The sequence below is a fragment of the Methylobacterium sp. WL69 genome, assembly GCF_008039485.1.
In the GTDB taxonomy this organism is placed as follows: domain Bacteria; phylum Pseudomonadota; class Alphaproteobacteria; order Rhizobiales; family Beijerinckiaceae; genus Methylobacterium.
The window spans coordinates 1-21,438 of the sequence record NZ_VRUZ01000053.1 but is presented as its reverse complement, the minus strand read 5'-3'; the positions used below and the strand labels follow the sequence as shown (position 1 = coordinate 21,438).

The following is a 21,438-nucleotide window of genomic DNA, read 5'->3' as shown; positions in this document are numbered from 1 at the left end:
CCGTCTCGCTGCCGGTGTGACGCAGTGCGGCGAAAACCGGCGGACCCGATCCCCCATCCGGCGCGTTAAGGCTTGACTAACCCATGCTCCGGCATCATCCCGGCGTCGCCTGCGACTCCGCCCTGCGCCGGTCGTGCGGCCCCATAGGACCTGACTGACCCAATGCCCAGCGACAGTAGTCGATGGACCGTGCCGCCTTCGGCCCTCCGCGTGCGCCACACCTGATCGCTGATCGGGTTCGCCCGCGATCGGCCCCCGGTGGCCGGTCGAACGAGGTGAGCCCATGACCGTCTTGAAGCTTTCTGCCTTTCCGGCCGCTTTTCGCACGAACCTCCGGCCCGCGAGCGAATTCCGCCTGCGCGTCGCCGGACGTCGGCCTGTGCGCAAGTCCCCCACCAAGTCTCTCGCTAAGTCTGCCCCGAAGAAAACGCGCGATGCCAACGTCGCCCTGATCATGGTGGTGATGATGAGCCTCGTCTTCGCGCCCGTGGTCGCCATGCACCTGTTCGCGACCTTCGGGCCGGTCGACCTCGGCGTGCGGAAGCCCGCCGCCGAAGTCGTGTCGCGGTCCGTGCCCGCCCTGCCCCCGGGCTGAGTCAGGCGCACGGAGTTCCTGTCAAACCGGAGCGCCTCGGCCGAGCCTTGGCCCGGGACCGGCCCTGGCGCGGGGCGTCCGCTGCGGGGGGCACGGAGGTCGCCCGCAGCGGTCCCGACGGGTCGATGGGGGCTCAGGCCTGGGCCGGCTCCACTCCCTGTGAAGCCGCGTGCTCGGCCGACAGGGCGGCATCCGCCGCCGCGACCTTGACGGCGGCGGGGCGGCCGTTGACCCGGTCGATGTAGGCCCGGATCGCCGGTTCCTCGGGCACGAGCTTGAAGCTCGTGGTCCAGCCGAGCGCCGTGCCCCACAGGACATCGACGGCGGTGAAGCGCTCGCCGAGGAGATACGGGCCCTTGTCCAGGGCGCCCAGCAGGGTCGCCATCACCGTATCGAAATCGCCGTAGGCCGACATGGCGCGCGGGCCGGCCTCGCGCTGGAGGGCCCTGTCGATGACCGCCGGCTCGAAGCTCGACCCGTAATACACCATCCAGCGGAGGTACGGACCGCGCAACGGATCGTCGAGGGCCGGGGTCAGGCCCGCCCCGGGGAACAGGTCGGCGAGGTAGAGGTAGATCGCCGCCTGCTCGGTCACGACGGCGTCGCCGTGGGTGAGCGCCGGCACCTTCCCCATGGGGTTGATGGCGCGGTAGGCCGCCTCGCGATGCTCGCCGGCCTTCATGTTCAGCACCTGCAGCCGGTGCGGCGCGCCGAGTTCCTCCAGGAGAATCCGCACCCCCGTCGAGCGGGTGTTGGGCGAATGGTAGAGCGTGATCTCGGATGCCAAGCGGAATGCCTTTCGCGAATCATCGGCCGCAGGGTCTGCGCCTGAAGCGGCAGCGTCAATCGGAGCGTTTCATTCGCGGCGCGCCGCGACGGCCTGGGCCAGGAGGCACAGGATCTCGAACGCCAGGGTGGCGCCGGCCAGCGCCGTGATGCCGGATGGGTCGAGGGGCGGGGCGACCTCGACGAGATCGGCCCCGACGAGGTCGAGGCCGGCCAGGGCCCGCACGAGGAACAGGGCCTCCCGGCTCGTGAACCCGCCCATCTCCGGGGTGCCGGTGCCGGGGGCGTAGGCCGGATCAAGGGCATCGATGTCGAAGCTGAGATAGGCCGGCCCGGCGCCGAGGACGGCGTGGGCCTCGGCTGCCACCTCGGGCAGGCCCCGCACCATGACTTCCTCCATGGGGACGATCCGCACGCCCCGGGCCCGCGCCCAGTCGAGTTCGTCGGCGGCGTCGACGCTGCCGCGCAGGCCGATCTGAACCGTGCGCTTCGGGTCGAGGACGCCGTCCTCGATGGCCCGGCGGAACGGCGTGCCGTGGGTGAGCCGGCTGCCGTCGTACTGGCCGTCGTCGGTGTCGCTGTGGGCGTCGATATGGACGAGGCCCAGCGGTCTGTCGCGGCCGAGCGCGCGCAGGACCGGATAGGTCACGAAATGGTCGCCGCCGACGGACAGGGGTACGATGCCGGCGGCGGCGAGGGGGGCGTAGAAGGCTTCGATCCGCGCGGCGGTGGCGGCGACGTCGATGGGATTGACGCAGACGTCGCCGAGGTCGGCACAGGCCGCGAGATCGTAGGGCGCGATACCCGTGCCGGCGTTCAGCGTGCGCGTGCCCGTGGAGGCCTCGCGCACGCCGCGCGGTCCGAGGCGCGCGCCCGGCCGGTTGGTGGTGGCCCCGTCGAACGGGATGCCGACGAGACCGATATCGATCCGGCCCGGGGCCTCGGCGGGATCGAGGATGGGAAGGCGCATGAAACTCGCGACGCCTGAGAAGCGCGGGCTTTCCATGCCGGATGGCGGGCGATGGCGCGCGATCCGCGCCGCATCCGGTTCCCTCGGCATCGTTCCCCCTTCGCGCGTTCCGAACCGGATCATCGCGTGCGGGTGGGGCATCGATCAAGCGAGGGAGATTGGCGAAGCGCGGCGACACGGCGATGACGCTCGCGTTGACGGATCGGCGGTGCGTGGCTATAGAGCGCGGATTGCCGACGGTCGCGGTCATCCCTGCCCGTCGGCTTCGCCATTGCCCGAACAACCTGCACGCGATCCTACGACACTCCGGCCCGCGGGCCCGTCGGGATCGCCTCAAACGTGATGAGGATGCCCCATGGCCAACACCGTGTCGGCCAAGAAAATGACCCGCAAGATCGCGAAGCGGACCGCTGTGAACCGCTCGCGCCGCAGCCGTATGCGCACCTTCGTCCGCAAGGTCGAAGAGGCCATTGCCGGCGGCGACCAGACCAGCGCGCTGACCGCCCTGCGGGAAGCCGAGCCCGAGATCATGCGGGCCGCCCAGCACGGCATCGTGCACAAGAACAACGCGTCCCGGAAGGTCTCGCGCCTCGCGGCTCGGGTCAAGGCGCTCGCCGCCTAAGCCTTCCTTCTTCAGGACCCATTGCGAAGAAAGCCCGGCAGCGATGCCGGGCTTTCTTCGTTTTCGGCCGTCGCTCGACCGCCCGCGCTCGTCCACCCGCGCTCGTCCACCTGAGCCCGCCTGCTCCGGATCGCCGTCCCTTCCGCGGACTCGGTCGCGGCGGCGGAGGCCATGGCTCGTTAACCCTGATGGCAAATCTCCCGAGTTGAAGAGTCTTAACGCCAAGTGTAACTTAACGATCGCTTGAGAAGACACGACAAAAGCCGTGCATCCTCGAGTCGAGGGCGAATCATGCACAAGGTCGGTCTGCTCGTTCGACTCGTCGTGCCAAACCCTCGTCCCGATACGTGCTTCTTTCGCTATCCCCGTTAGTCCCGTTGTTAGGAGAACCGTAGCTTATTGTTGATAGGCTGGTTTCATCGGCAAAAGGCGCCCCGGATGCATTGACTCCGGCGCGAAGATCTGGGCTCCGCGAATGGCTCGCGGGGCGCGACGTCAGTCAAGTGTGCGTACGTACCGGTGGCGGCTCTCCGTCCTCGGCGCGAGGAGAGCGATGATGCATGTCGACGGTAGCGTGTCCGGCAACGCCGAGACGGGCATGAGCGGCGTGAGCGGCACCGATCCGGTGGCCGCCTGGGCTCGGGTGAAACGCCGCCTGCGGGCGGAACTGGGAGAGGATGTGTTCGCGAGCTGGTTCGCCCGGCTCGAATTGCTGGAGGTCTCCGGCGCGACGGCGCGCCTCACGGTGCCCACCCGCTTCCTCAAGAGCTGGATCGAATCCCACTACATCGACCGCGTCCTCAACACCTTCCGCAGCGAGGTCGAGGACGTCTCCCGCATCGACGTGTCGGTGCGTGGTCCCGCCGCGGCCCGCCCGGCCGCCACCGCGAGCGCGGCCCAGAAGCCCGCCATGGCGCCGAGCCCCCTCGCCCGCCTCCAGGCCGCCGGCTCCGGGATGCAGGCGCCGAGCGACTCCGAGTCCGACGCCCCCGTCTCGGCCCGCGCCGAGGGCGGTTCGGGCGACCTCAACGGCGCGCCCCTCGACAACCGCCTCACCTTCACGAGCTTCGTCGTCGGCCGCTCCAACGCCCTCGCCCACGCGGCCGGCGAGCGTGTCGCCCGCCACGACGGCCAGGGCGCGCTCTACAACCCGCTCTACCTCCATGCCGGGGTCGGCCTCGGCAAGACCCACCTGCTGCACGCCATCGGCCACGCCGCCCGCGATTCCGGCCGCCGGGTGATCTACCTCACCGCCGACCGCTTCATGTACGGCTTCGTCAACGCCCTGAAGACCCAGAACGCCCTGGCCTTCAAGGAGCGCCTGCGCGCCATCGACCTCCTCATCCTCGACGACGTGCAGTTCATCCAGGGCAAGTCGATCCAGGCCGAGTTCGGCCACACCATCAACGCCCTGATCGATGCCGGCCGCCAGGTCGTCGTCGCCTCCGATCGGCCGCCCACCGAACTCGAAGCCCTGGAGGAGCGCGTCCGCTCGCGCCTCGCCGGCGGCCTCGTGGTCGAGATCGGCACCCTCGACGAGCAGCTGCGCACCTCGATCCTGTCGGCGCGTCTCGCCGCCGTCCAGGTCTCGCATCCGAGCTTCGAGGTCTCGCCGACGGTGGCGACCTACGTCGCCCGCGCCATCACGGCCAACGGCCGCGACCTCGAAGGCGCCGTGAACCGGCTCCTGGCCCACGCCACCCTCACGGGGGCGGCCGTGACCATGGAGACCGCCGAGGCCGCGATCCGGGATCTGGTGAAGAACCGCGAGCCCAAGCGCATCAAGATCGAGGACATCCAGAAGCTGGTGGCCTCGCGCTACAACGTCTCGCGCTCGGACATCCTGTCCGAGCGGCGCACGGCCGCCGTGGTCAAGCCGCGCCAGATCGCCATGTACCTGTCGAAGGTGCTGACCCTGCGCTCCCTGCCCGAGATCGGCCGGCGCTTCGGCGGCCGCGACCACACCACGGTGCTCCACGCCGTGCGCAAGATCGACAAGCTCATCGGCGAGGACAACGTCCTGAACGACGAGGTCGAGCTCCTGAAGCGCATGCTGCAGGATTGAGCCCCGGGCCGGGACACGCACGCGTGCGGTGTCCCGGCCGGATCAACCCCGGGATAGGCCGCCTCTCGCACTTGCGTTCGCGGACCGCCTTCGCCAAGTTGCTCGGCCAGCGAAGCTGCTCGGCCACGATGCCCGGCGCCGCGCGGGGCCGGCTTCCGCGACGTTCTCCTGCGACCACGAGTTTTTGCGATGAGAGTCACTGTCGAGCGCGCGGCCCTCCTTCGTTCGCTCGGCCACGTGCACCGCGTGGTCGAGCGCCGCAACACGATCCCGATCCTGTCCAACGTGCTCCTGCGCGCCGGCCCGTCGGGCCTGGAGCTGCGTGCCACCGATCTCGACATAGAGGTGACGGAGACGATCCCGGCCGACGTGGCGGATGCCGGGGCCACCACCGTGCCCGCGCACGTCATCTACGACATCGTCCGCAAGCTGCCCGACGGCGCCCAGGTCTCCCTCGAGACCAGCGGCGAGACCGGCCAGATGACCATCCGCTCGGGCCGCTCGCGCTTCTCGCTGGGCGCCCTGCCGGAGGGCGATTTCCCCGATCTCGCCGCCGGCGAGCTGCCGAACCGCTTCACCCTGGCGGCCGCCGACCTCAAGCGCCTCATCGAGAAGACCCAGTTCGCCATCTCCACGGAGGAGACGCGCTACTACCTCAACGGCATCTACCTCCACACCATCGAGTCCGAGGGCTCCCTGAAGATGCGCGCCGTGGCCACCGACGGCCATCGCCTCGCCCGCGTCGAGATCGAGGCGCCCGACGGCAGCCGCGACATGCCGGGCATCATCGTGCCCCGCAAGGCGGTCGCCGAGATCATCAAGCTCGTGGAGGACGGCGGCGAGGGCGTCGAGATCGACCTGTCCTCGGCCAAGATCCGCTTCAAGTTCGCCAGCGGCGTGGTGTTGATCTCGAAGCTCATCGACGGCACCTTCCCGGACTACCAGCGGGTCATCCCCTCCGGGAACGACAAGTTCCTCACGGTCCAGCGCGACCAGTTCGCCCGCGCCGTGGACCGCGTCTCGACCATCTCGTCCGAGCGCGGCCGCGCGGTGAAGCTCGCCGTGCAGGAGGGGCGCCTCGCCCTCTCGGTGAACAACCCGGATTCCGGCAGCGCCACCGAGGAACTCGACGTCGACTACGACGCCGCCGCCCTCGATATCGGCTTCAACGCCCGCTACCTCCTCGACATCACCGGCCAGCTCGAAGGCGACACCGCCCTGTTCAAGCTCGCCGACCCCGGCTCCCCGACGCTGATCCAGGACCGCGAGGGCGCGCCCGCGCTCTACGTGCTGATGCCGATGCGGGTGTGATCGCGACCGTTTCGTCTAATCCCATTGAGACCGCGTGCGAGGAGACTTCAGCGGGCCGGGGCCTTCGCCTCACCCGCCTGATCTGCCGCGACTTCCGCAACCACGCCGACCTCGACCTCGCCGTCGGCCGGCGCTTCGTGGCGCTGGTCGGCGAGAACGGGGCCGGGAAGACCAACCTGCTGGAGGCCGTGTCCCTGTTCTCGCCGGGGCGGGGCCTGCGCCGCGCCGATCTCGCCGGCATGGCCCGCACCGGCGGCCCCGGCGGCTTCGCCGTGTCCATGACCCTCGCGGCGGGCGAGGGCGAGCACCGGGTCGGCACCGGCTACGAGCCGCCGGGCTTCGACGGACGCGCGTCGCGCCTGTGCCGGATCGATGGCGCCACCGCGCCTTCCCCCGTCGCCTTCTGCGAGTTCCTGCGCGTGGTCTGGCTCACCCCCGACCTCGACGGCCTGTTCCGGGGGCCGGCCGGCGACCGCCGCCGCTTCCTCGACCGCCTCGTGCTGGCGGTGGACGCCACCCACGGGGCCCGCGTCAACGCCCTGGAGCGGGCGCTTCGCTCCCGCAACCGTCTCCTGGAAGAGCGTCCCAACGACGGGCAGTGGCTGGATGCCATCGAGCGCGAGGTCGCCGAACTCGGGGTCGCCGTGGCGCTCGCCCGCCGCGAGACCACGGAGCGTCTCGACCGGCTCATCGCTGCGGGGCGCGACGACGCCCAGCCCTTCCCCTGGGCGGCCCTGCGCCTCGAAGGCGACCTCGACGACCTCGTCGCCGTCTGGCCGGCCCTCGAAGCCGAGGACCGCTTCCGCATGGCCCTGCGCCAGGGCCGCGCCCGCGACCGCGCCGCCGGGCGTACCCTGAGCGGGCCTCAGACCAGCGACCTCGTGGTGCGCCACGGCCCGAAGGACGTGCCCGCCGCCACCGCCTCCACGGGCGAACAGAAGGCCCTGCTCATCGGCCTCGTCCTCGCCCATGCCCGCCTTGTCCAGGCCATGTGCGGGATCGCCCCCCTCGTCCTCCTCGACGAGGTTGCCGCCCACCTCGACCCGCGCCGCCGCACCGGCCTGTTCGACGCCTTGGAAGCCCTGTCGGGTCAGGTCTGGATGACCGGAGCTGACCCGGCCCTGTTTACGGAACTGGACGGCCGCGCCGATCTGGTGAGGATCGTCGACGGGCGCGTCGCCGCGCCTTAAGGCGCCGTGGGCCATGTCGATCGCGAATCTCATCCTGTTTGCCGGCGTCTACGCCGTCGCGGTGGCATCCCCGGGGCCCGGCATCGCCGCCCTGGTGGCGCGGGTGCTGGCGCGCGGGACGGGCGGCATCGGGGCCTTCATCGCCGGCTTCGTCGTGGGCGACCTCGTCTGGTTCGGCGTGGCGGCGGCCGGGATGGCCCTCCTCGCACAGTCCCTGACCGTGGCGTTCGTTGCCCTGAAGTACGCCGGTGCCGTCTATCTCGCGGCCCTCGCCTGGAAAGCCTGGACCGCGCCCGTGGAGCCCGTCGAGACCCCACGCGTGGACGCGGACGGCCGGGTACGCCCGTTCCTCGGCGGCCTCGTCCTCACCCTCGGCAACCCGAAGGTGATCCTGTTCTTCCTCGCGCTCCTGCCGGGTGTGGTCGATCTCGAGCACCTGACCCTCCTCGGCTTCGCCGGGATCGGCGCGACGATCGTGGTCGTCCTCGGTACCGTCCTGGCGGCCTATGCCGCGGCGGCGGCCCGCGCCCGGCGGGTCTTCACCTCGGTTCGGGCGCGGCGGGCGATCAATCGCGGCGCCGGGACGGTGATGGCGGGCGCGGCGGTCGCCATCGCCACGCGGTGAGCCTCACGCGAGGGCGGACGGAATGTCGGTCCGGGAAAAATCGTTACCGATGAAGAGGAGCGGAACGCTTTGCGTCCGGGCGCAAGCATAGGAAAAGCAATCGCCGAGGTTGAGTTGCGCCGGGTGGCCCTGGCCCTTGCCGTATCGCGCATAGGCGGAGATCGCTTCACGCGTTTCCGGCTCGGCCAGGGGTACGAGGGCGACGGCGGCTTGCCGCAGGAAAGCCGCGACCACTTCGTGCGCGACTGGGATCGGGACTCTATCGATACGATGCAGGGCGAGCACGGCTTCGAGCACCGAGAGACCGGATGTCGATAAGTGCGGCGCAGTCTCCATCCGTTCGATCAGCAGCCCGAAGCCTGCTTCCCGCGTCAGGATCGCGACGATGGCGGACGCATCGAGGAACATCAGGATTCCTCGTACAAGCCGTCGTAGAAGGCCTTGTCCGCCTTGAGGCCGGTCCTGGGATAGGCCTCCAAGGCATCCTGGATCGGTCGCAACCGCTCGCGCAGCGAGGGCTTGCCCTCCAGCCGCTCGACCTCGTGCGCCAGCGCGATCCGCACCGCCTCGGTCTTGCTGACCTTGGCCAGGGCCGCCACCTTCTCCGCGAGGCGATTGACCTCCTCGCTTCGGATGTTGAGAGGCATTAGGATCGTTCCCGTGTAGACAGTCGAAGCGTAGTGCCTACACGGTGGCCCTTCAAGCCGACCCCCGAAATCACCACCCCAAGGTTTGCGATGACCAGCCGTCTCGACGAGGCCCGCGCCGCGTTGAAAACGACCTTCGGCTACGACGATTTCCGCCCCGGCCAGGACGAGGTCATCGGTGCGGTCCTCGACGGCACCGACGTGTTCGCCGTGATGCCCACGGGCTCGGGCAAGTCGATGACCTACCAGCTGCCCGCCCTGGTGGAATCGTCCCTCACCGTGGTGGTGTCGCCCTTGATCGCCCTGATGCACGATCAGGTGCAGCAGATGCTCGGCTTCGGGGTCGCGGCCGCGACCCTCAATTCCTCCGTGCCCGAGGCGACCTCGCGCGAAACCTGGCGCCGGATCCGCTCCGGGGACCTTCGCCTCCTGTTCGTCTCGCCCGAGCGGCTGATGATGGAGGGGCTGATGGACGCCCTGCGCGGCGTCGGCGTCCGGCGGCTCGCCGTCGACGAGGCCCATTGCGTCTCGCAATGGGGCCACGACTTCCGGCCCGAGTACCGCGACCTCTCGCGCGCCCGCGAGGCCCTGGGCAACGTCCAGACCGTGGCGCTGACGGCCACCGCCGACAAGGCGACGCGGGCCGACATCACCGAGCGGCTGTTCCCGGCGGGCCGGGAGCTCAAGGCCTTCGTCCATTCCTTCGACCGGCCGAACATCCGCCTGACCTTCGTGCCGAAGGACAACCCCACCCGGCAGATCGAGCGCTTCCTCAAGCACCGCCGCTCCGAGAGCGGGATCATCTACTGCTCCTCGCGAAAACGCACGGAGCAGCTCGCCGAGAGCCTCGCCAAGGACGGGTTCAACGCCCTGCCGTATCACGCCGGCCTCGACCAGGGCACGCGCATGAAGAACCAGGACACCTTCCTGCAGGAGGACGGGGTGGTGATGACCGCGACCGTCGCCTTCGGCATGGGCATCAACAAGCCCGACGTCCGCTTCGTCTGCCACGCCGACATGCCCTCCAACGTCGAGGGCTACTACCAGGAGATCGGCCGCGCCGGCCGCGACGGCCTGCCGGCGGACACCCTCACCATCTACGGCCTCGACGACATGTCGCTCCGCCGCCGCCAGATCGACGAGAAGGAGGTGCCCGACGAGCGCCGCCGCGTCGAGCGGCGCAAGCTCGAGGCGATGATCGCACTGTGCGAGGGCGCCACCTGCCGCCGCCAGTCCCTGCTCGGCTACTTCGGCGAAGCCAGCGAGCCGTGTGGGCGCTGCGACCTGTGCCGCTCGGGCGTCTCCCTCGTCGACGCCACGGTGCCGGCGCAGAAGCTGCTCTCGGCCATCGTCCGCACCGGGCAGCGCTTCGGGGCGGCCTATGTCTGCGACGTGGTCCACGGCAAGGAATCCGACCCGATCCGCCGCAACGGCCACGCCGCCCTCAAGACCTTCGGCGTCGGCGCCGACAGGCCCATCGCCGCCTGGCGCGCCATGCTGCGCCAGCTCTTCGCCGCCGGCGCCGTCTCCGAGAACGGCGACGGCTTCGGCGGGCTCTCGCTCACCGACAAGGGCGAGGCGATCCTGTTCGGCCGCGAGACCATCCAGATGCGGCCGGACCCCGAGCCGAAGGTCGCCGAGCCGCGCGACCGCAAGCGTGCGGCCTCCCGCGACGATGCCAGCCTCGACCTCGATCCGGCGACGGAGGCCCTGTTCCAGCACCTGCGCGGCCTGCGCGCCACCATCGCCCGGGCCGAGGGCATCGCCGCCTTCATGGTGTTTCCCGACCGCACCCTCATCGAGATGGCCCGCTCGAAACCCGTCGATCTCTACGCCCTGCGCACGGTCCACGGCGTCGGCGAGCGCAAGCGCGAGGCCTACGGCGCGCGCTTCGTCGAGGCCATCGCCGAGTTCCTGTCGCACGCGCCGGCCGGATCGGCGTGATGCGGTTTGGCACTCGTCGGACGGGATGCGCATCGTGTAGGGACGGGCGCTGTCGCCCATCGCGCCCGGCGCGAATCACTCACATCCACGCATGACCGGACGGACCGACCCATCCCTCAGGACGCCCCTTCAGCCGAGACACGGCCGCGCGAGACCTTCCGGCGCCAAGTCTTCTACATGCCGGGGTTCGACCCGCGCGCGCCCGAGACCTACTGGGGCCTGTTCCGCCGCGAGAGCCGCCTGACCGCGACCCGGCGCGCCATGGCGATCACGGTCGGCGATCCCGACCGCTCGCCCGACGGCCTGCGCCTCGACTGGCGCGTGGAGGCGGACGGGGCGCAGACCCGCTACACCCTCCTGCGCTGGGACGACATCGTCGCCGCCCGCTTCCCCCGCGGGAACGCGCGGCGGCTCCTCGCCGTGCCGGCCCTGTGGTGGCGGCTGTGGCGGTCGGGCTACCTCCGGCGCTTCCGCCGCGAGGCCAGGCGCTTTTCCCGGGTGATCATCGGCGTCCACCTCATCTACCTCGCGCTCGTCGGCCTCAGCGTCCTGGGTGCCATCGGCCTCGTCGGCCTGCTTCCCTTGCCGGCGGGGCATTGGACCGACCTCGCCGTGCCGGTCCTCGCCTACGCGATCCTGGCCGGGCTCATGGGGGCGACGCGCGGAAAACCGTTCTACGTCGCCCACCTCGTCGACGACACCGCCTTCACCCACGACCATGCCGGCGGGACCGATGCGCGGATGCAGGCCCGCCTCGACGCCTTCGCGGACCTGATCCGGGCGGCGGACGGCCGGGCCGGCGAGATCGTGGTCATCGGCCATTCCTCGTCGAGCTTCCTCGGGATCGAAGCCCTCGACCGGGTGCTGACCCGCGATCCCGAATTCGGCCGGCGCGGCACCCCGGTCTCGTTCGTCAGCATCGGCAGCGTGATTCCCTGGATCACCCTCGATCCCCGCGCCGTCGCCGTGCGCGCGGCCCTCGCCCGCGTCGCCGCCTGCGACGCCATCGGCTGGCTCGACGTCCGGGCGAAATGGGACTGGCTCTCCATCCACAGGCGCAATCCCCTGAGCGCGTCGCGGGTCCCGGCGCCGGCGGCGCACCGGCCGGTGGAGATCCAGGTCCGCATCGAGGATCTCATCGAGAAGCGCATCCTCAAGCGGCGCAAGTGGAACCTGTTCCGCATGCACTTCCAACTGCTCATGTCGAGCCGCGACCCGCACGCCTTCGACTACGTCGCCTTCGTCGCCGGGCCCGAGCCGGTCCACGCCGCGATCCGGCGCTGGCGCGACGGGGCGGAACATCCCAGGGCCCGTGTGACGGAGGAATCCGCCGTTCCGTAGCCCGCACGGAACGGTCGCGGGACGATCGCGTGTTGCCAGGGCGCGCCCTAACCCTCTAGAGCCGTCTCGACCGAGACGGACGCGCAGGTCAGATGACTTTGCAGGATCGTGTCGAGAGGGTTCGCATGTTCCGTAACGATGTTCCGATCACCCCCGAACTCGTGCGCCAGCACGGCCTGACGCCCGACGAGTACGACCGCTTCCGCGGCCTCATCGGGCGCGACCCGACGCTGACCGAACTCGGCATCGTCTCGGCCATGTGGAACGAGCACTGCTCGTACAAGTCCTCGCGAAAACACCTGCGCGGGCTGCCGACCTCGGGCCCGCACGTGATCCAGGGGCCGGGGGAGAACGCCGGCGTCATCGACATCGGCGACGGCCTCGCCTGCGTCTTCAAGATGGAGAGCCACAACCACCCGAGCTTCATCGAGCCCTACCAGGGCGCGACCACGGGCGTCGGCGGCATCCTTCGCGACGTGTTCACCATGGGAGCCCGGCCCATCGCGGCGCTCAATGCGCTCCGCTTCGGCTCGCCCGACCATCCGCGCACCCGCCACCTCGTGTCGGGGGTGGTCGCCGGCATCGGCGGCTACGGCAATTCCTTCGGGGTGCCGACGGTGGGCGGCCTCATGGGCTTCCACTCGCGCTACGACGGCAACATCCTCGTCAACGCCATGGCGGTGGGCCTGGCGAAGACCGACGCGATCTTCTACGCGGCGGCCACGGGGGTGGGAAATCCCATCGTCTATCTCGGCTCGAAGACCGGCCGCGACGGCATCCACGGCGCCACCATGGCCTCGGCCGAGTTCGACGACGCCTCGGAATCGAAGCGCCCCACGGTTCAGGTCGGCGACCCCTTCGCCGAAAAACTGCTGCTGGAGGCCTGCCTCGAACTTATGGCGTCGGGCGCCGTCATCGCGATCCAGGACATGGGCGCGGCGGGGCTGACCTGCTCGGCCGTCGAGATGGGCGCCAAGGGCGACCTCGGCGTCGAGCTCCACATCGAGAAGGTCCCGGCCCGCGAGGCGGGCATGACCGCCTACGAGATGATGCTGTCGGAGAGCCAGGAGCGCATGCTCATGGTCCTGAAGCCCGGCATGGAGGCGGAAGCGGAGGCGATCTTCGTGAAGTGGGGCCTCGATTTCGCGATCATCGGCCACACCACCGACACCCTCCGCTTCGTGGTCAAGCACGACGGCGTGGTGATGGCCGACCTGCCGATCAAGGAACTCGGCGACGAGGCGCCCCTCTACGACCGGCCTCACATCGCCAACACCCACCAGCCCGTCATCCTGGCCTCCGACGTGCCCGAGACCCTGGGCAGCGCGGAGGCGCTGAAGCGCCTCGTCGGCTCGCCGGACCTGTCGTCGAAGCGCTGGGTCTACGAGCAGTACGACCACTTCATCGGCGGCAACACCGTGCAGAAGCCCGGCGGGGACGCCGCCATCGTGCGGGTCGAGGATGGCCCCAAGGGCCTCGCCATGACCGCCGACGTGACGCCGCGCTACTGCGAGGCCGATCCCGTCGAGGGCGGGCGGCAGGCCGTGGCGGAAGCCTGGCGCAACATCACGGCCGTGGGGGCGACGCCGCTCGCCATCACCGACAACCTCAACTTCGGCAACCCCGAGAAGCCCGAGGTGATGGGCCAACTCGTCGGCTGCCTCAAGGGCATCGGCGAGGCCTGCCTGGCCCTGGACTTCCCCGTCGTGTCCGGCAACGTCTCCCTCTACAACGAGACCAACGGCGTCGGAATCCTGCCGACCCCGACCATCGGCGGCGTCGGCGTGCTGGCCGACGTGACCCGCCACGCCACCCTCGCCCTCAAGCGCGAGGGCGACCTCCTGGTGCTCATCGGCGACACCGCCGGCTGGCTCGGCCAGTCCGTCTACCTCGCGGTGATCGCCGGCCGCGAGGAGGGCGCGCCCCCGCCCGTCGATCTCGCCGCCGAGCGCCGCAACGGCGACTTCGTGCGCGGCCTCATCGTCTCCGGTCAGGTCGACACCGTGCACGACCTCTCCGATGGCGGCCTCGCCGTGGCCTTGGCCGAAATGGCCATGGCCGGCGGCATCGGGGCGGCGCTCCCCGAGGTGCCCGCCGGCATGGCGACCCACGCCTACCTGTTCGGTGAGGATCAGGCCCGCTACCTCCTCGCCGTGGACCCCGAGACCGCGCCCGACCTCCTCTACAGCGCCTCGGCGCAGGGCATCGACGCCCTCGTGGTCGGCGTGACGGGGGGCGACACCCTGACCCTGCCCGGCGGCCAGACCATCGCCCTGGCCGAACTGCGCGACGCCCACGAGGGCTGGCTGCCCGCCTACATGGCGAGCCAGCCCGCCGGCGTCCCCGCTTAGAGGCCCGTCCCCGCCCGATCCCGAACACTCACGAGGAACTCACCCCATGCCCATGGACGCGCGCGAGATCGAGGCGATGATCCGGGAGGCCCTGCCCGACGCCCGGATCGAGATCAAGGATCTGGCCGGCGACGGCGACCACTACGCCGCCACCGTCCTGTCCGCCGCCTTCAAGGGCAAGACCCGGGTGGCCCAGCACCAGATGGTCTACGGCGCGCTCCAGGGGCGCATGGGGGGCGTGCTCCACGCCCTTGCGCTCACCACGGGCGTCCCGCAGGATTGATGGCATCGACTCCCGGGGCGACCCCATGGATCAACCCAGCCTTTACGACGACGACATCGTGATTTGGGCGGAGCGGCAAGCCGCAGCCGTTCGCGACCTCGCGCGCCGGCCCGACCTGTCCAACATGCTCGATTGGGAGAACGTCGCCGAGGAGATCGAGAGTGTGGGCCGGTCGCAGATCAGCGCAGTCGAGCAGAAGCTGCTTCTCGTGCTCATTCACGTCCTGAAGTACATGTCGGCGCCGCGTGCCCAATCCACGCGGTCATGGCGTTCGGAGGTGGTGGCTTTCCATGCCGCAGCCCGGAAGGCCTACACGCCGGCGATGCGGCAGCGGATCGACTGGGCCTGGATGTGGGATGCGGCGCGGACCCAGGCCGATATCTCCCTGCGGATCTACGATGACCGGCTTGTCTCCGGTTTACCGGAACACATGCCGTTCACACCCGACGAGTTGGTCGCCCCGACCTTCACCATGGATTGGGCGCTCGAGCGATTGGCGCAGATCCTCAACACGCCCAAGGATACGCATTAGGCCGATCGACGACGTGTCCTGGCGCCCTCCACGCCCTTGCACTCACGGCGGGCGTCCCTCAGAAACGAGAGACCTCACGAGGTGGACCGCATGGACCAGCCGAGCCTCTATGACGACGATATCGTGACCTGGGCCGAGCAGCAGGCCTCGACCCTTCGCGAACTCGCGCGCCGGCCGGACCTGTCCAACATCCTCGATTGGGAGAACGTCGCCGAGGAAATCGAGAGCGTGGGGCGTTCGCAGATCGGTGCCGTGGAGAGCCTGCTGGCGCAGACACTGGCGCATTTGCTCAAACGCTTGTCCGCGCCCGATACCCTGTCGGTCGAGCATTGGCGCAAGGAGGCCGGCACCTTCCAGGTCGCCGCGTTCACCCGCTACGAGCGGTCGATGCGCCAACGGCTGGATTGGGACAAGATCTGGGCCGTGGCTCAATCACAGGCGAAACTGGGTCTGACCACCTATGGCGGCACTCTGCTTCCCCACCTGCCGGCACGATGCCCCCTGGGACCGGACGACCTTCTCGTCGCGCCCTTCGATCTGGATGCCGCCCTCCGGGCCATTGCGGACGCGACGGCCTTGAAATCGACGAATCAATCCTGACCTCAACGGTGACGCACGCCGTTCCAGACCAAACGAGGATTTCCATGACCGACGCCAACACCGCCATCCAGACCGAGATCGAATCCCAGGACGTCGTCGTGTTCATGAAGGGCACGCCGCAATTTCCCATGTGCGGCTTCTCGGGTCAGGTCGTGCAGATCCTCAACTACCTCGAAGTGCCGTTCAAGGGCGTGAACGTCCTCGACGACATGGCGATCCGCGACGGCATCAAGGCGTTCTCGAACTGGCCGACGATCCCGCAGATCTACGTGAAGGGCGAGTTCGTCGGCGGCTGCGACATCACCCGCGAGATGTTCCAGTCGGGCGAGCTGCAACAGTTCCTGTCCGAGAAGGGCATCCCGGTGAAGGCCGCCGCCCCGGCCGCCTGAGACGACCCGCCGGATCGCGAACGGAAGAGGGCGCCGCGGGCGCCCTTTTTCGTGCCGCGCAACGGCTGGCCGCTTCGGCCGTTGGTGAGACGGCACCGGGGTGCCGGAGCGGTTCCGATGCATGATGCGATCATCGTCGGCGGCGGACCCGCCGGCCTCAACGCCGCGCTCATCCTCGGGCGCTGCCGCCGTTCGGTCCTCCTCATCGACGCCGGGGAGCCCCGCAACGCCGCGACGCCCCGGACCTGGGGCCTGTTCACCCGCGACGGCACGGCGCCCGCCGACCTGCGGGCCCAGGCCAGGGCCGATCTCGACCGCTATCCGTCGGTGGAATGCCGCACCGCCGAGGTGACGCGGGCCGACCGCGACGGCGACGCCTTCGCGGTGGTCCTCGCCGACGGCGCCACCGCGCGGGGACGCCGGCTGATCCTCGCCACGGGGCTGCGCCAGGACCTGCCCGCCGTCGCGGGCTTCGACACCTACTGGGGACGCGGCGTCCACACCTGTCCGTACTGCGACGGCTACGAGAGCCGCGACCGGCCACTCGTCGCCTACGGCCATGGTCATGCCGGGGCGGCGCTCGCCCTCGAGCTCACCGTCTGGAGCCGCGACGTCACTCTCTGCACCGACGACCGGGCCGACACCCTGTCGGAGCCCGACCGGGCCCGCCTCGCCCGCAACGGCATCGCCGTGGCGGACGGCGCCGTGGCCCGCCTGACGGGGGATGGGACCGCGGCGGAGCGATTGGTCTTCGCGGACGGGACGGGCCTTCCCTGCCGGGCGCTCTTCCTCACCCCCGGGGGATGCCGCCCGTCGCCCCTCATCGCGCAACTCGGCTGCGACCTGTCCCCGAAGGGCATCGTGCCGACGGGGGAGTACGAGGCCACCAACGTGCCCGGCCTCTACGTCGCCGGCGACGCCTCGCGGCGGGTCCAGTTCGCCGTAGTCGCGGCGGCCGAGGGGGCGATGGCGGCCTTCGCCATCAACACCGAGCTGCTGAAGGCCGAGTTGGCCCGGCCGTGAGAGCCGGTCCGGCCCGGTGCGACGACGGGGGACCGGATCGTTCCGACCGAATCAGGCGACTTTTGGGCATCACGGTGGCGCGGTCACGGGAGCGGGCCGTACGTTTCGGTTGCTCGCGGGGCGCGTTTCTCAAGGAAACGATGTATTCGGGTGCGCCGCCGCACGGGAAATAGCGTCGAAACTGCGCAATCGTAAATTAAGCATCAATTATGGCGTGCGCCCGGAACTTTTTCGCGTTATCCCCGGTTTCTGCCAATGACCGGGTCGCGGCTCCCCATGGAGTCCTCAACGGCGCCGGGTCGGTGAACGCCATGCCAGTGTTCGAAGCCAAGAATCTCGATGCGGAGTTCGAGGGCCACGCCTTCCTCGCCGCCATCCTGCACCCCTCGCAGGAGGCCCGGACCCGCGCCCTGACGCATGGCCGCAACCGTGCCGTCCGCGCTTCGATGATGGCCGATCCGATGACCATCGAGCCGCATTATCCCATGCGGCCGGCCGAGGCGGAGATCGAGGCCCAGGCGACCTGAGTTCGCTGCGGGGTCGCTCTTGTTCCCCCGCAACCGCTCCGGTTTTCCGTTGGTGCCGTTGTCGCATTGAAGCCGTCCTCCCATGATGGGAAGGCGGCTTTTCGCATGCGCGGACGTGTCGACCGGATCGTGGCGCCCTACCAGGTCTGGGCGGTGATGACGCCCTGCCGGGTCACGACGGCCCAGGCCCGCCCCCGGCGCTCGATGGTCTCGATGCGGCCGACACCCGGAACCGTATCGCCGATCCCGACCTCGACGAGGCGGCGCTTGCGGTCCTCCAGGACAGCGATCCCGTCATAGACCTCGCGAACGGCCCAGTTGTCGCTGGCGGGGGGCTTTGGCGCGGCGTGGGCCTTGTCGGTGATCGCCCCGGTCTCCGTCGGCTCCACCGCCTTGTCCGGCACCGCCTTGGCGGCGACGGGGGCCGGTGCGGGAACGGCGGCGCGCTTCTCCACCTGCGCCGTCAGGGCCGTGAGGCGTGCGGCTTGATCCTTCTCATTCTGTTCGACGCGCTCGCTCAGCGCCGCGAGCTTGGCGGCGAGCGCCTGTTCCGACCGGCCGACACGCTCCATCACGGCGGTGCCGCGGGTGCGGACCTCGCCGCGCACCGCCTCCGTGCCGTCCTGCACCTGCGCCAGGCCCTTGCCGAGCTGGGCCAGGGCCGTGGCGATCCGGTCCGTCTCGGCCCGGGCGGTGCCGAGCTGATGCTGGAGCTGCGCCATGGCGGTGGCGGCGCGGTCCTCGCCCGTGGCACCGAGGCGGGTCGCGCCGGCGCCGAGGCCGGCGCCGACGAGGAGCGCCGTGCCGACGAGGCCGGCGAGACGCGGATCGACGCGGCGCATCCGAGGTGCGGGCGCGACGGCCGGCGTCGGAGCGGCCTCTGCGGCCGGCTTCGCCGCCGGTCTGGCCCCCATCACCGCCTGCTTCAGCAGCGCTTCCGGCGAGGTGTCCGACGCCGTTCCGACCGTGCCCGTCATGACCGATGCTTCCCGAATGATCAGGAAGCATTGGTTAAGCATGCTTGTTTACCAAAGCGTTACCATGGCGGGCGGCCGCTTGGGCCGCCGGGCCCCGCTCAGGCCGCGAGCCCCCGTTGGCGCAGGAGCGGCTCGATGCTCGGCAGCCGCCCCCGGAAGGCCGTGTAGGCCTCGCCCGGATCGCGCAGGTTGCCGGCGCCGTAGACGAACTTGCGCAGGCGCGCCGCCGTCTCGGGGTGGAAGATGTCGCCGGCCTCGCGGAACGCGTCGAAGGCGTCGGCGTCGAGGACCTCCGACCACAGGTAGCTGTAGTAGCCGGCGGCGTAGCCTTCCCCGGAGAAGATATGGGCGAAGTGCGGCGAGCGGTGCCGCATGGAGATCTCCGCCGGCATGGCGATGCGGGCGAGGGCGTCGGCCTCGAACGCCTGGACGTCGAGGCCGTCCTCGCCGGCGCTCGACAGGTGCAGGGTCATGTCGACGATGGCCGAGGAGGTGTACTCGATGGTGGCGAAGCCCTGGTTGAAGGTGCGGGCCGCGAGCAGGCGCTTCAGCAGATCCTCCGGCATCGGCTCGCCCGTGCGGTAATGGCGGGCGTGCCGGCGCAGGACCTCCGGCTGCTCGAGCCAGTGCTCGTAGAGCTGGGAGGGCAGCTCGACGAAGTCGCGGGCCACGGCGGTGCCGGACAGGAGCGGAAAGGTCACGTCCGACAGGAGGCCGTGCAGGGCGTGGCCGAACTCGTGGAACAGGGTGCGGGCGTCGTCGAACGACAACAGGGTCGCCTCGCCGTCCGGGGCTTTGGCGAAGTTCATCACGTTGACGATGACCGGCGTGACGACGCCGTTGAGGCGTTCCTGCGAGCGGAAGGCGCTCATCCAGGCGCCGCTGCGCTTCGAGGCCCGGGCGAAGTAGTCGCCGAGGAAGACGCCGACCTCGGCGCCGTCGGCGTCGCGGACGGCCCAGGCCCGCACGTCGGGGTGGTAGCGCGGCACGTCGGCGAGTTCCTCGAACCGCAGGCCGAACAGGCGGGTCGCCGTGTCGAAGGCGGCGGCGATGACGCCGTCCAGCGACAGGTACGGCTTGATCTCGCCCTCGTCGAGGTCGTGCTCGGCCCGGCGCAGCTTCTCCGCGTAGTGGCGCCAATCGTGCCGGGCGAGGGCGAACTCGTGCCCCTCGGCCCGGACGATGGCCTGGAGCCGGTCGCGTTCGGCCGCCGCCTGGTGGTGGGCCGGGGTCCAGACGTTGCGCAGCAGGGCCATGGCGTTGTCGGGGGTGCCCGCCATGGTGTCGGAGAGCTTGAGGTGGGCGAAGCTGTCGAAGCCGAGCAGGCGCGCCCGCTCGGCGCGCAGGGCCACGGTCTCGGCGATGAGGCCGCGGTTGTCGGTCTCGCCGCCGTTCTCGCCGCGCTTCGACCAGGCGGCGTAGGCGCGCTCGCGTAGGTCCCGCCGGGTGGAGAACACCAGGAACGGCTCGATCAGCGAGCGCGACAGGGTGATGACGTGGCCGTGCTGGCCGCCCCGCTCCTTGGCGGCGGCGGCGGCGGCGGCGCGCAGGAACGGCGGCAGGCCGGCGAGATCCTCTTCCGCGTCGAGGGGCAGGGCGAAGGCGCCCTCGTCGGCGAGCAGGTTCTGGCTGAAGCTGGTACCGAGTTCGGCGAGCCGCCCGGCGATCTCGGCCATGCGGGTCTTGGCCTCGGGGGGAAGATCGGCGCCGGACAGGCGGAAGCGCGTGCGGTAGCGCTCGAGCACCCGGCGTTCCTCCGGCCCGAGGGCTTCGGCCTCGGCATCCACGGCCGAGATGCGGGCCCACAGGTCGGGGTCGAGATAGATGGCGCTGCCGTGGCGGGCGAGGACGGGCGAGATCGAGCGCTCCACCGCCTGGAGCTCGGGGTTGGTGTGGCTGCCGCTGAGGTTGAAGAACACGCCCGCGACCCGGTCGAGGGCGAGGCCGGCCCGCTCCAGGGCGCCCACGGTGTTGTGGAAGTCCGGGGCCTCCGGGTTCTTCGCGATGGCGGCGATCTCGGCCGTGTGCGCGGCGAGGGTCGCCTCGAAGGCCGGCAGGTAATGGGCGGGTTCGATGCGCTCGAACGGCGGCAGGCCGTGGGGCGTCGCCCAGGCGTGCTCCGCGAACGGCCCGATCGACGCGCCGGTGGGGCTGGAGGCGGGAGCGGGGGTGGTGCCGGCGGTCATGGTCATCCTGAGTTCGCGGATCGTGTCCCAGCCGCAAGGTAAGCACCGCCCCGCCCCGGTGCAAAGGCCGTGCCCGACCTTTGCGCCACGGCTGTTGCCCCTTCGCCCTTGCTGCGCGCCCCGGAACCGCGATGCTCCGCGCGACCCCAGGCAGAAAACGGAACCCGGATGCCCCCGCGCTCACTCAACGCCGCATCCCGGCGCCTCCATCGCGGGATCGTCGTCTCCGCCCTGTTCGTCCCCCTGCTCGGGGCCGGGCTCGCGGCGCAGGACAGCGCGGTCCCGGTACCGCCGCCGCTGCCGCCGGCTCGGCCCGCGGACCTCGGGGCCGCCCCCTCCCCTCCGGCCGGTCCGACCCTCGACGCGCCGCGTCCGCCCGAGCGGCCGCCGGAGCTGTCCGCGCCGGCGGCGAAACCGGCCGACACTAAGCCCGAAGAGCCCAAGGCGGCCGAGGCGACGCCCCTGCCCCCGGCC

Annotated in this window: 21 protein-coding genes and 1 pseudogene; 16 read left to right on the top strand and 6 right to left on the bottom strand. The window is 70.5% G+C overall.

Going from position 1 to position 21,438, the window contains the following annotated elements; translation table 11 throughout:
* The first annotated feature begins 283 nt into the window (after positions 1-283).
* Positions 284-595, top strand: coding sequence for a hypothetical protein (locus FV218_RS14730; RefSeq protein WP_147710399.1), 312 nt, complete (start codon positions 284-286; stop codon positions 593-595).
* A 133-nt stretch (positions 596-728) separates the two neighbouring features.
* Here FV218_RS14730 and FV218_RS14725 read toward each other — a convergent pair whose 3' ends face one another.
* Positions 729-1,382 (bottom strand): glutathione S-transferase, encoded by a 654-nt coding sequence (locus FV218_RS14725; protein ID WP_147710397.1) that lies wholly within the window; start codon positions 1,380-1,382, stop codon positions 729-731.
* 69 nt (positions 1,383-1,451) lie between these two features.
* Entirely contained in the window at positions 1,452-2,441 is a 990-nt protein-coding gene (speB, locus tag FV218_RS14720; protein ID WP_147710395.1) for an agmatinase, read from the bottom strand.
* Between the two features lie 265 nt (positions 2,442-2,706).
* Here speB and rpsT point away from each other — a divergent pair, with 265 nt between their 5' ends.
* From rpsT to FV218_RS14695, 5 genes are all read left to right on the top strand, one after another.
* Positions 2,707-2,973 carry a 30S ribosomal protein S20 gene (gene rpsT, locus FV218_RS14715; RefSeq protein WP_056095665.1) on the top strand — a complete coding sequence of 89 codons (267 nt, stop codon included), beginning with the start codon at positions 2,707-2,709 and terminating at the stop codon, positions 2,971-2,973.
* A gap of 556 nt (positions 2,974-3,529) precedes the next feature.
* Positions 3,530-5,038, top strand: a complete 1,509-nt coding sequence (dnaA, locus tag FV218_RS14710; protein WP_056095860.1) for a chromosomal replication initiator protein DnaA — start codon at positions 3,530-3,532, stop codon at positions 5,036-5,038.
* 189 nt (positions 5,039-5,227) lie between these two features.
* A complete protein-coding gene (gene dnaN / locus FV218_RS14705; protein ID WP_147710393.1) occupies positions 5,228-6,349 on the top strand; it encodes a DNA polymerase III subunit beta in 1,122 nt (373 codons plus the stop codon).
* 23 nt (positions 6,350-6,372) lie between these two features.
* The gene (recF, locus tag FV218_RS14700) at positions 6,373-7,539 is read left to right on the top strand and encodes a DNA replication/repair protein RecF (RefSeq protein WP_056095863.1); all 1,167 of its coding nucleotides are present in this window, start codon (positions 6,373-6,375) and stop codon (positions 7,537-7,539) included.
* A 13-nt stretch (positions 7,540-7,552) separates the two neighbouring features.
* Positions 7,553-8,164: a LysE family translocator gene (locus FV218_RS14695; protein WP_147710392.1), complete on the top strand. Its 612-nt coding sequence runs from the start codon at positions 7,553-7,555 to the stop codon at positions 8,162-8,164.
* A gap of 3 nt (positions 8,165-8,167) precedes the next feature.
* Here the strand turns inward: FV218_RS14695 and FV218_RS14690 are convergent, their stop codons facing one another.
* The gene (locus FV218_RS14690) at positions 8,168-8,572 is read right to left on the bottom strand and encodes a type II toxin-antitoxin system VapC family toxin (RefSeq protein WP_147710390.1); all 405 of its coding nucleotides are present in this window, start codon (positions 8,570-8,572) and stop codon (positions 8,168-8,170) included.
* Positions 8,572-8,811 carry a type II toxin-antitoxin system VapB family antitoxin gene (locus FV218_RS14685; protein WP_056095676.1) on the bottom strand — a complete coding sequence of 80 codons (240 nt, stop codon included), beginning with the start codon at positions 8,809-8,811 and terminating at the stop codon, positions 8,572-8,574. Before FV218_RS14685 ends, FV218_RS14690 begins: the two co-directional genes overlap by 1 nt.
* A 90-nt stretch (positions 8,812-8,901) precedes the next feature.
* Here FV218_RS14685 and recQ point away from each other — a divergent pair, with 90 nt between their 5' ends.
* From recQ to FV218_RS14640, 9 genes are all read left to right on the top strand, one after another.
* Positions 8,902-10,755, top strand: coding sequence for a DNA helicase RecQ (gene recQ / locus FV218_RS14680; protein ID WP_147710388.1), 1,854 nt, complete (start codon positions 8,902-8,904; stop codon positions 10,753-10,755).
* A gap of 177 nt (positions 10,756-10,932) precedes the next feature.
* Complete coding sequence (locus tag FV218_RS14675) at positions 10,933-12,096, top strand: hydrolase (RefSeq protein WP_147710386.1); 1,164 nt, start codon at positions 10,933-10,935, stop codon at positions 12,094-12,096.
* 125 nt (positions 12,097-12,221) lie between these two features.
* Entirely contained in the window at positions 12,222-14,447 is a 2,226-nt protein-coding gene (gene purL / locus FV218_RS14670) for a phosphoribosylformylglycinamidine synthase subunit PurL (protein WP_147710384.1), read from the top strand.
* Between the two features lie 46 nt (positions 14,448-14,493).
* Positions 14,494-14,730, top strand: a complete 237-nt coding sequence (locus tag FV218_RS14665) for a BolA family transcriptional regulator (RefSeq protein WP_056095688.1) — start codon at positions 14,494-14,496, stop codon at positions 14,728-14,730.
* 25 nt (positions 14,731-14,755) lie between these two features.
* Positions 14,756-15,262, top strand: coding sequence for a DUF29 domain-containing protein (locus tag FV218_RS14660; RefSeq protein WP_147710382.1), 507 nt, complete (start codon positions 14,756-14,758; stop codon positions 15,260-15,262).
* A 90-nt stretch (positions 15,263-15,352) separates the two neighbouring features.
* Positions 15,353-15,862 (top strand): DUF29 domain-containing protein, encoded by a 510-nt coding sequence (locus FV218_RS14655; protein ID WP_147710381.1) that lies wholly within the window; start codon positions 15,353-15,355, stop codon positions 15,860-15,862.
* A gap of 44 nt (positions 15,863-15,906) precedes the next feature.
* A complete protein-coding gene (gene grxD / locus FV218_RS14650) occupies positions 15,907-16,251 on the top strand; it encodes a Grx4 family monothiol glutaredoxin (RefSeq protein WP_056095698.1) in 345 nt (114 codons plus the stop codon).
* A 117-nt stretch (positions 16,252-16,368) separates the two neighbouring features.
* Positions 16,369-17,274, top strand: coding sequence for an NAD(P)/FAD-dependent oxidoreductase (locus FV218_RS14645; RefSeq protein WP_147710379.1), 906 nt, complete (start codon positions 16,369-16,371; stop codon positions 17,272-17,274).
* A 311-nt stretch (positions 17,275-17,585) separates the two neighbouring features.
* Positions 17,586-17,801, top strand: coding sequence for a hypothetical protein (locus tag FV218_RS14640; RefSeq protein ID WP_056095704.1), 216 nt, complete (start codon positions 17,586-17,588; stop codon positions 17,799-17,801).
* A 137-nt stretch (positions 17,802-17,938) separates the two neighbouring features.
* Here FV218_RS14640 and FV218_RS14635 read toward each other — a convergent pair whose 3' ends face one another.
* The gene (locus FV218_RS14635; protein WP_147710377.1) at positions 17,939-18,778 is read right to left on the bottom strand and encodes a hypothetical protein; all 840 of its coding nucleotides are present in this window, start codon (positions 18,776-18,778) and stop codon (positions 17,939-17,941) included.
* Between the two features lie 98 nt (positions 18,779-18,876).
* Positions 18,877-20,964 carry a M3 family metallopeptidase gene (locus FV218_RS14630; protein WP_246685133.1) on the bottom strand — a complete coding sequence of 696 codons (2,088 nt, stop codon included), beginning with the start codon at positions 20,962-20,964 and terminating at the stop codon, positions 18,877-18,879.
* 168 nt (positions 20,965-21,132) lie between these two features.
* Between FV218_RS14630 and FV218_RS14625 the strand changes: the two are divergent.
* A pseudogene (locus FV218_RS14625) lies at positions 21,133-21,438 on the top strand (hypothetical protein); the annotation flags it as partial.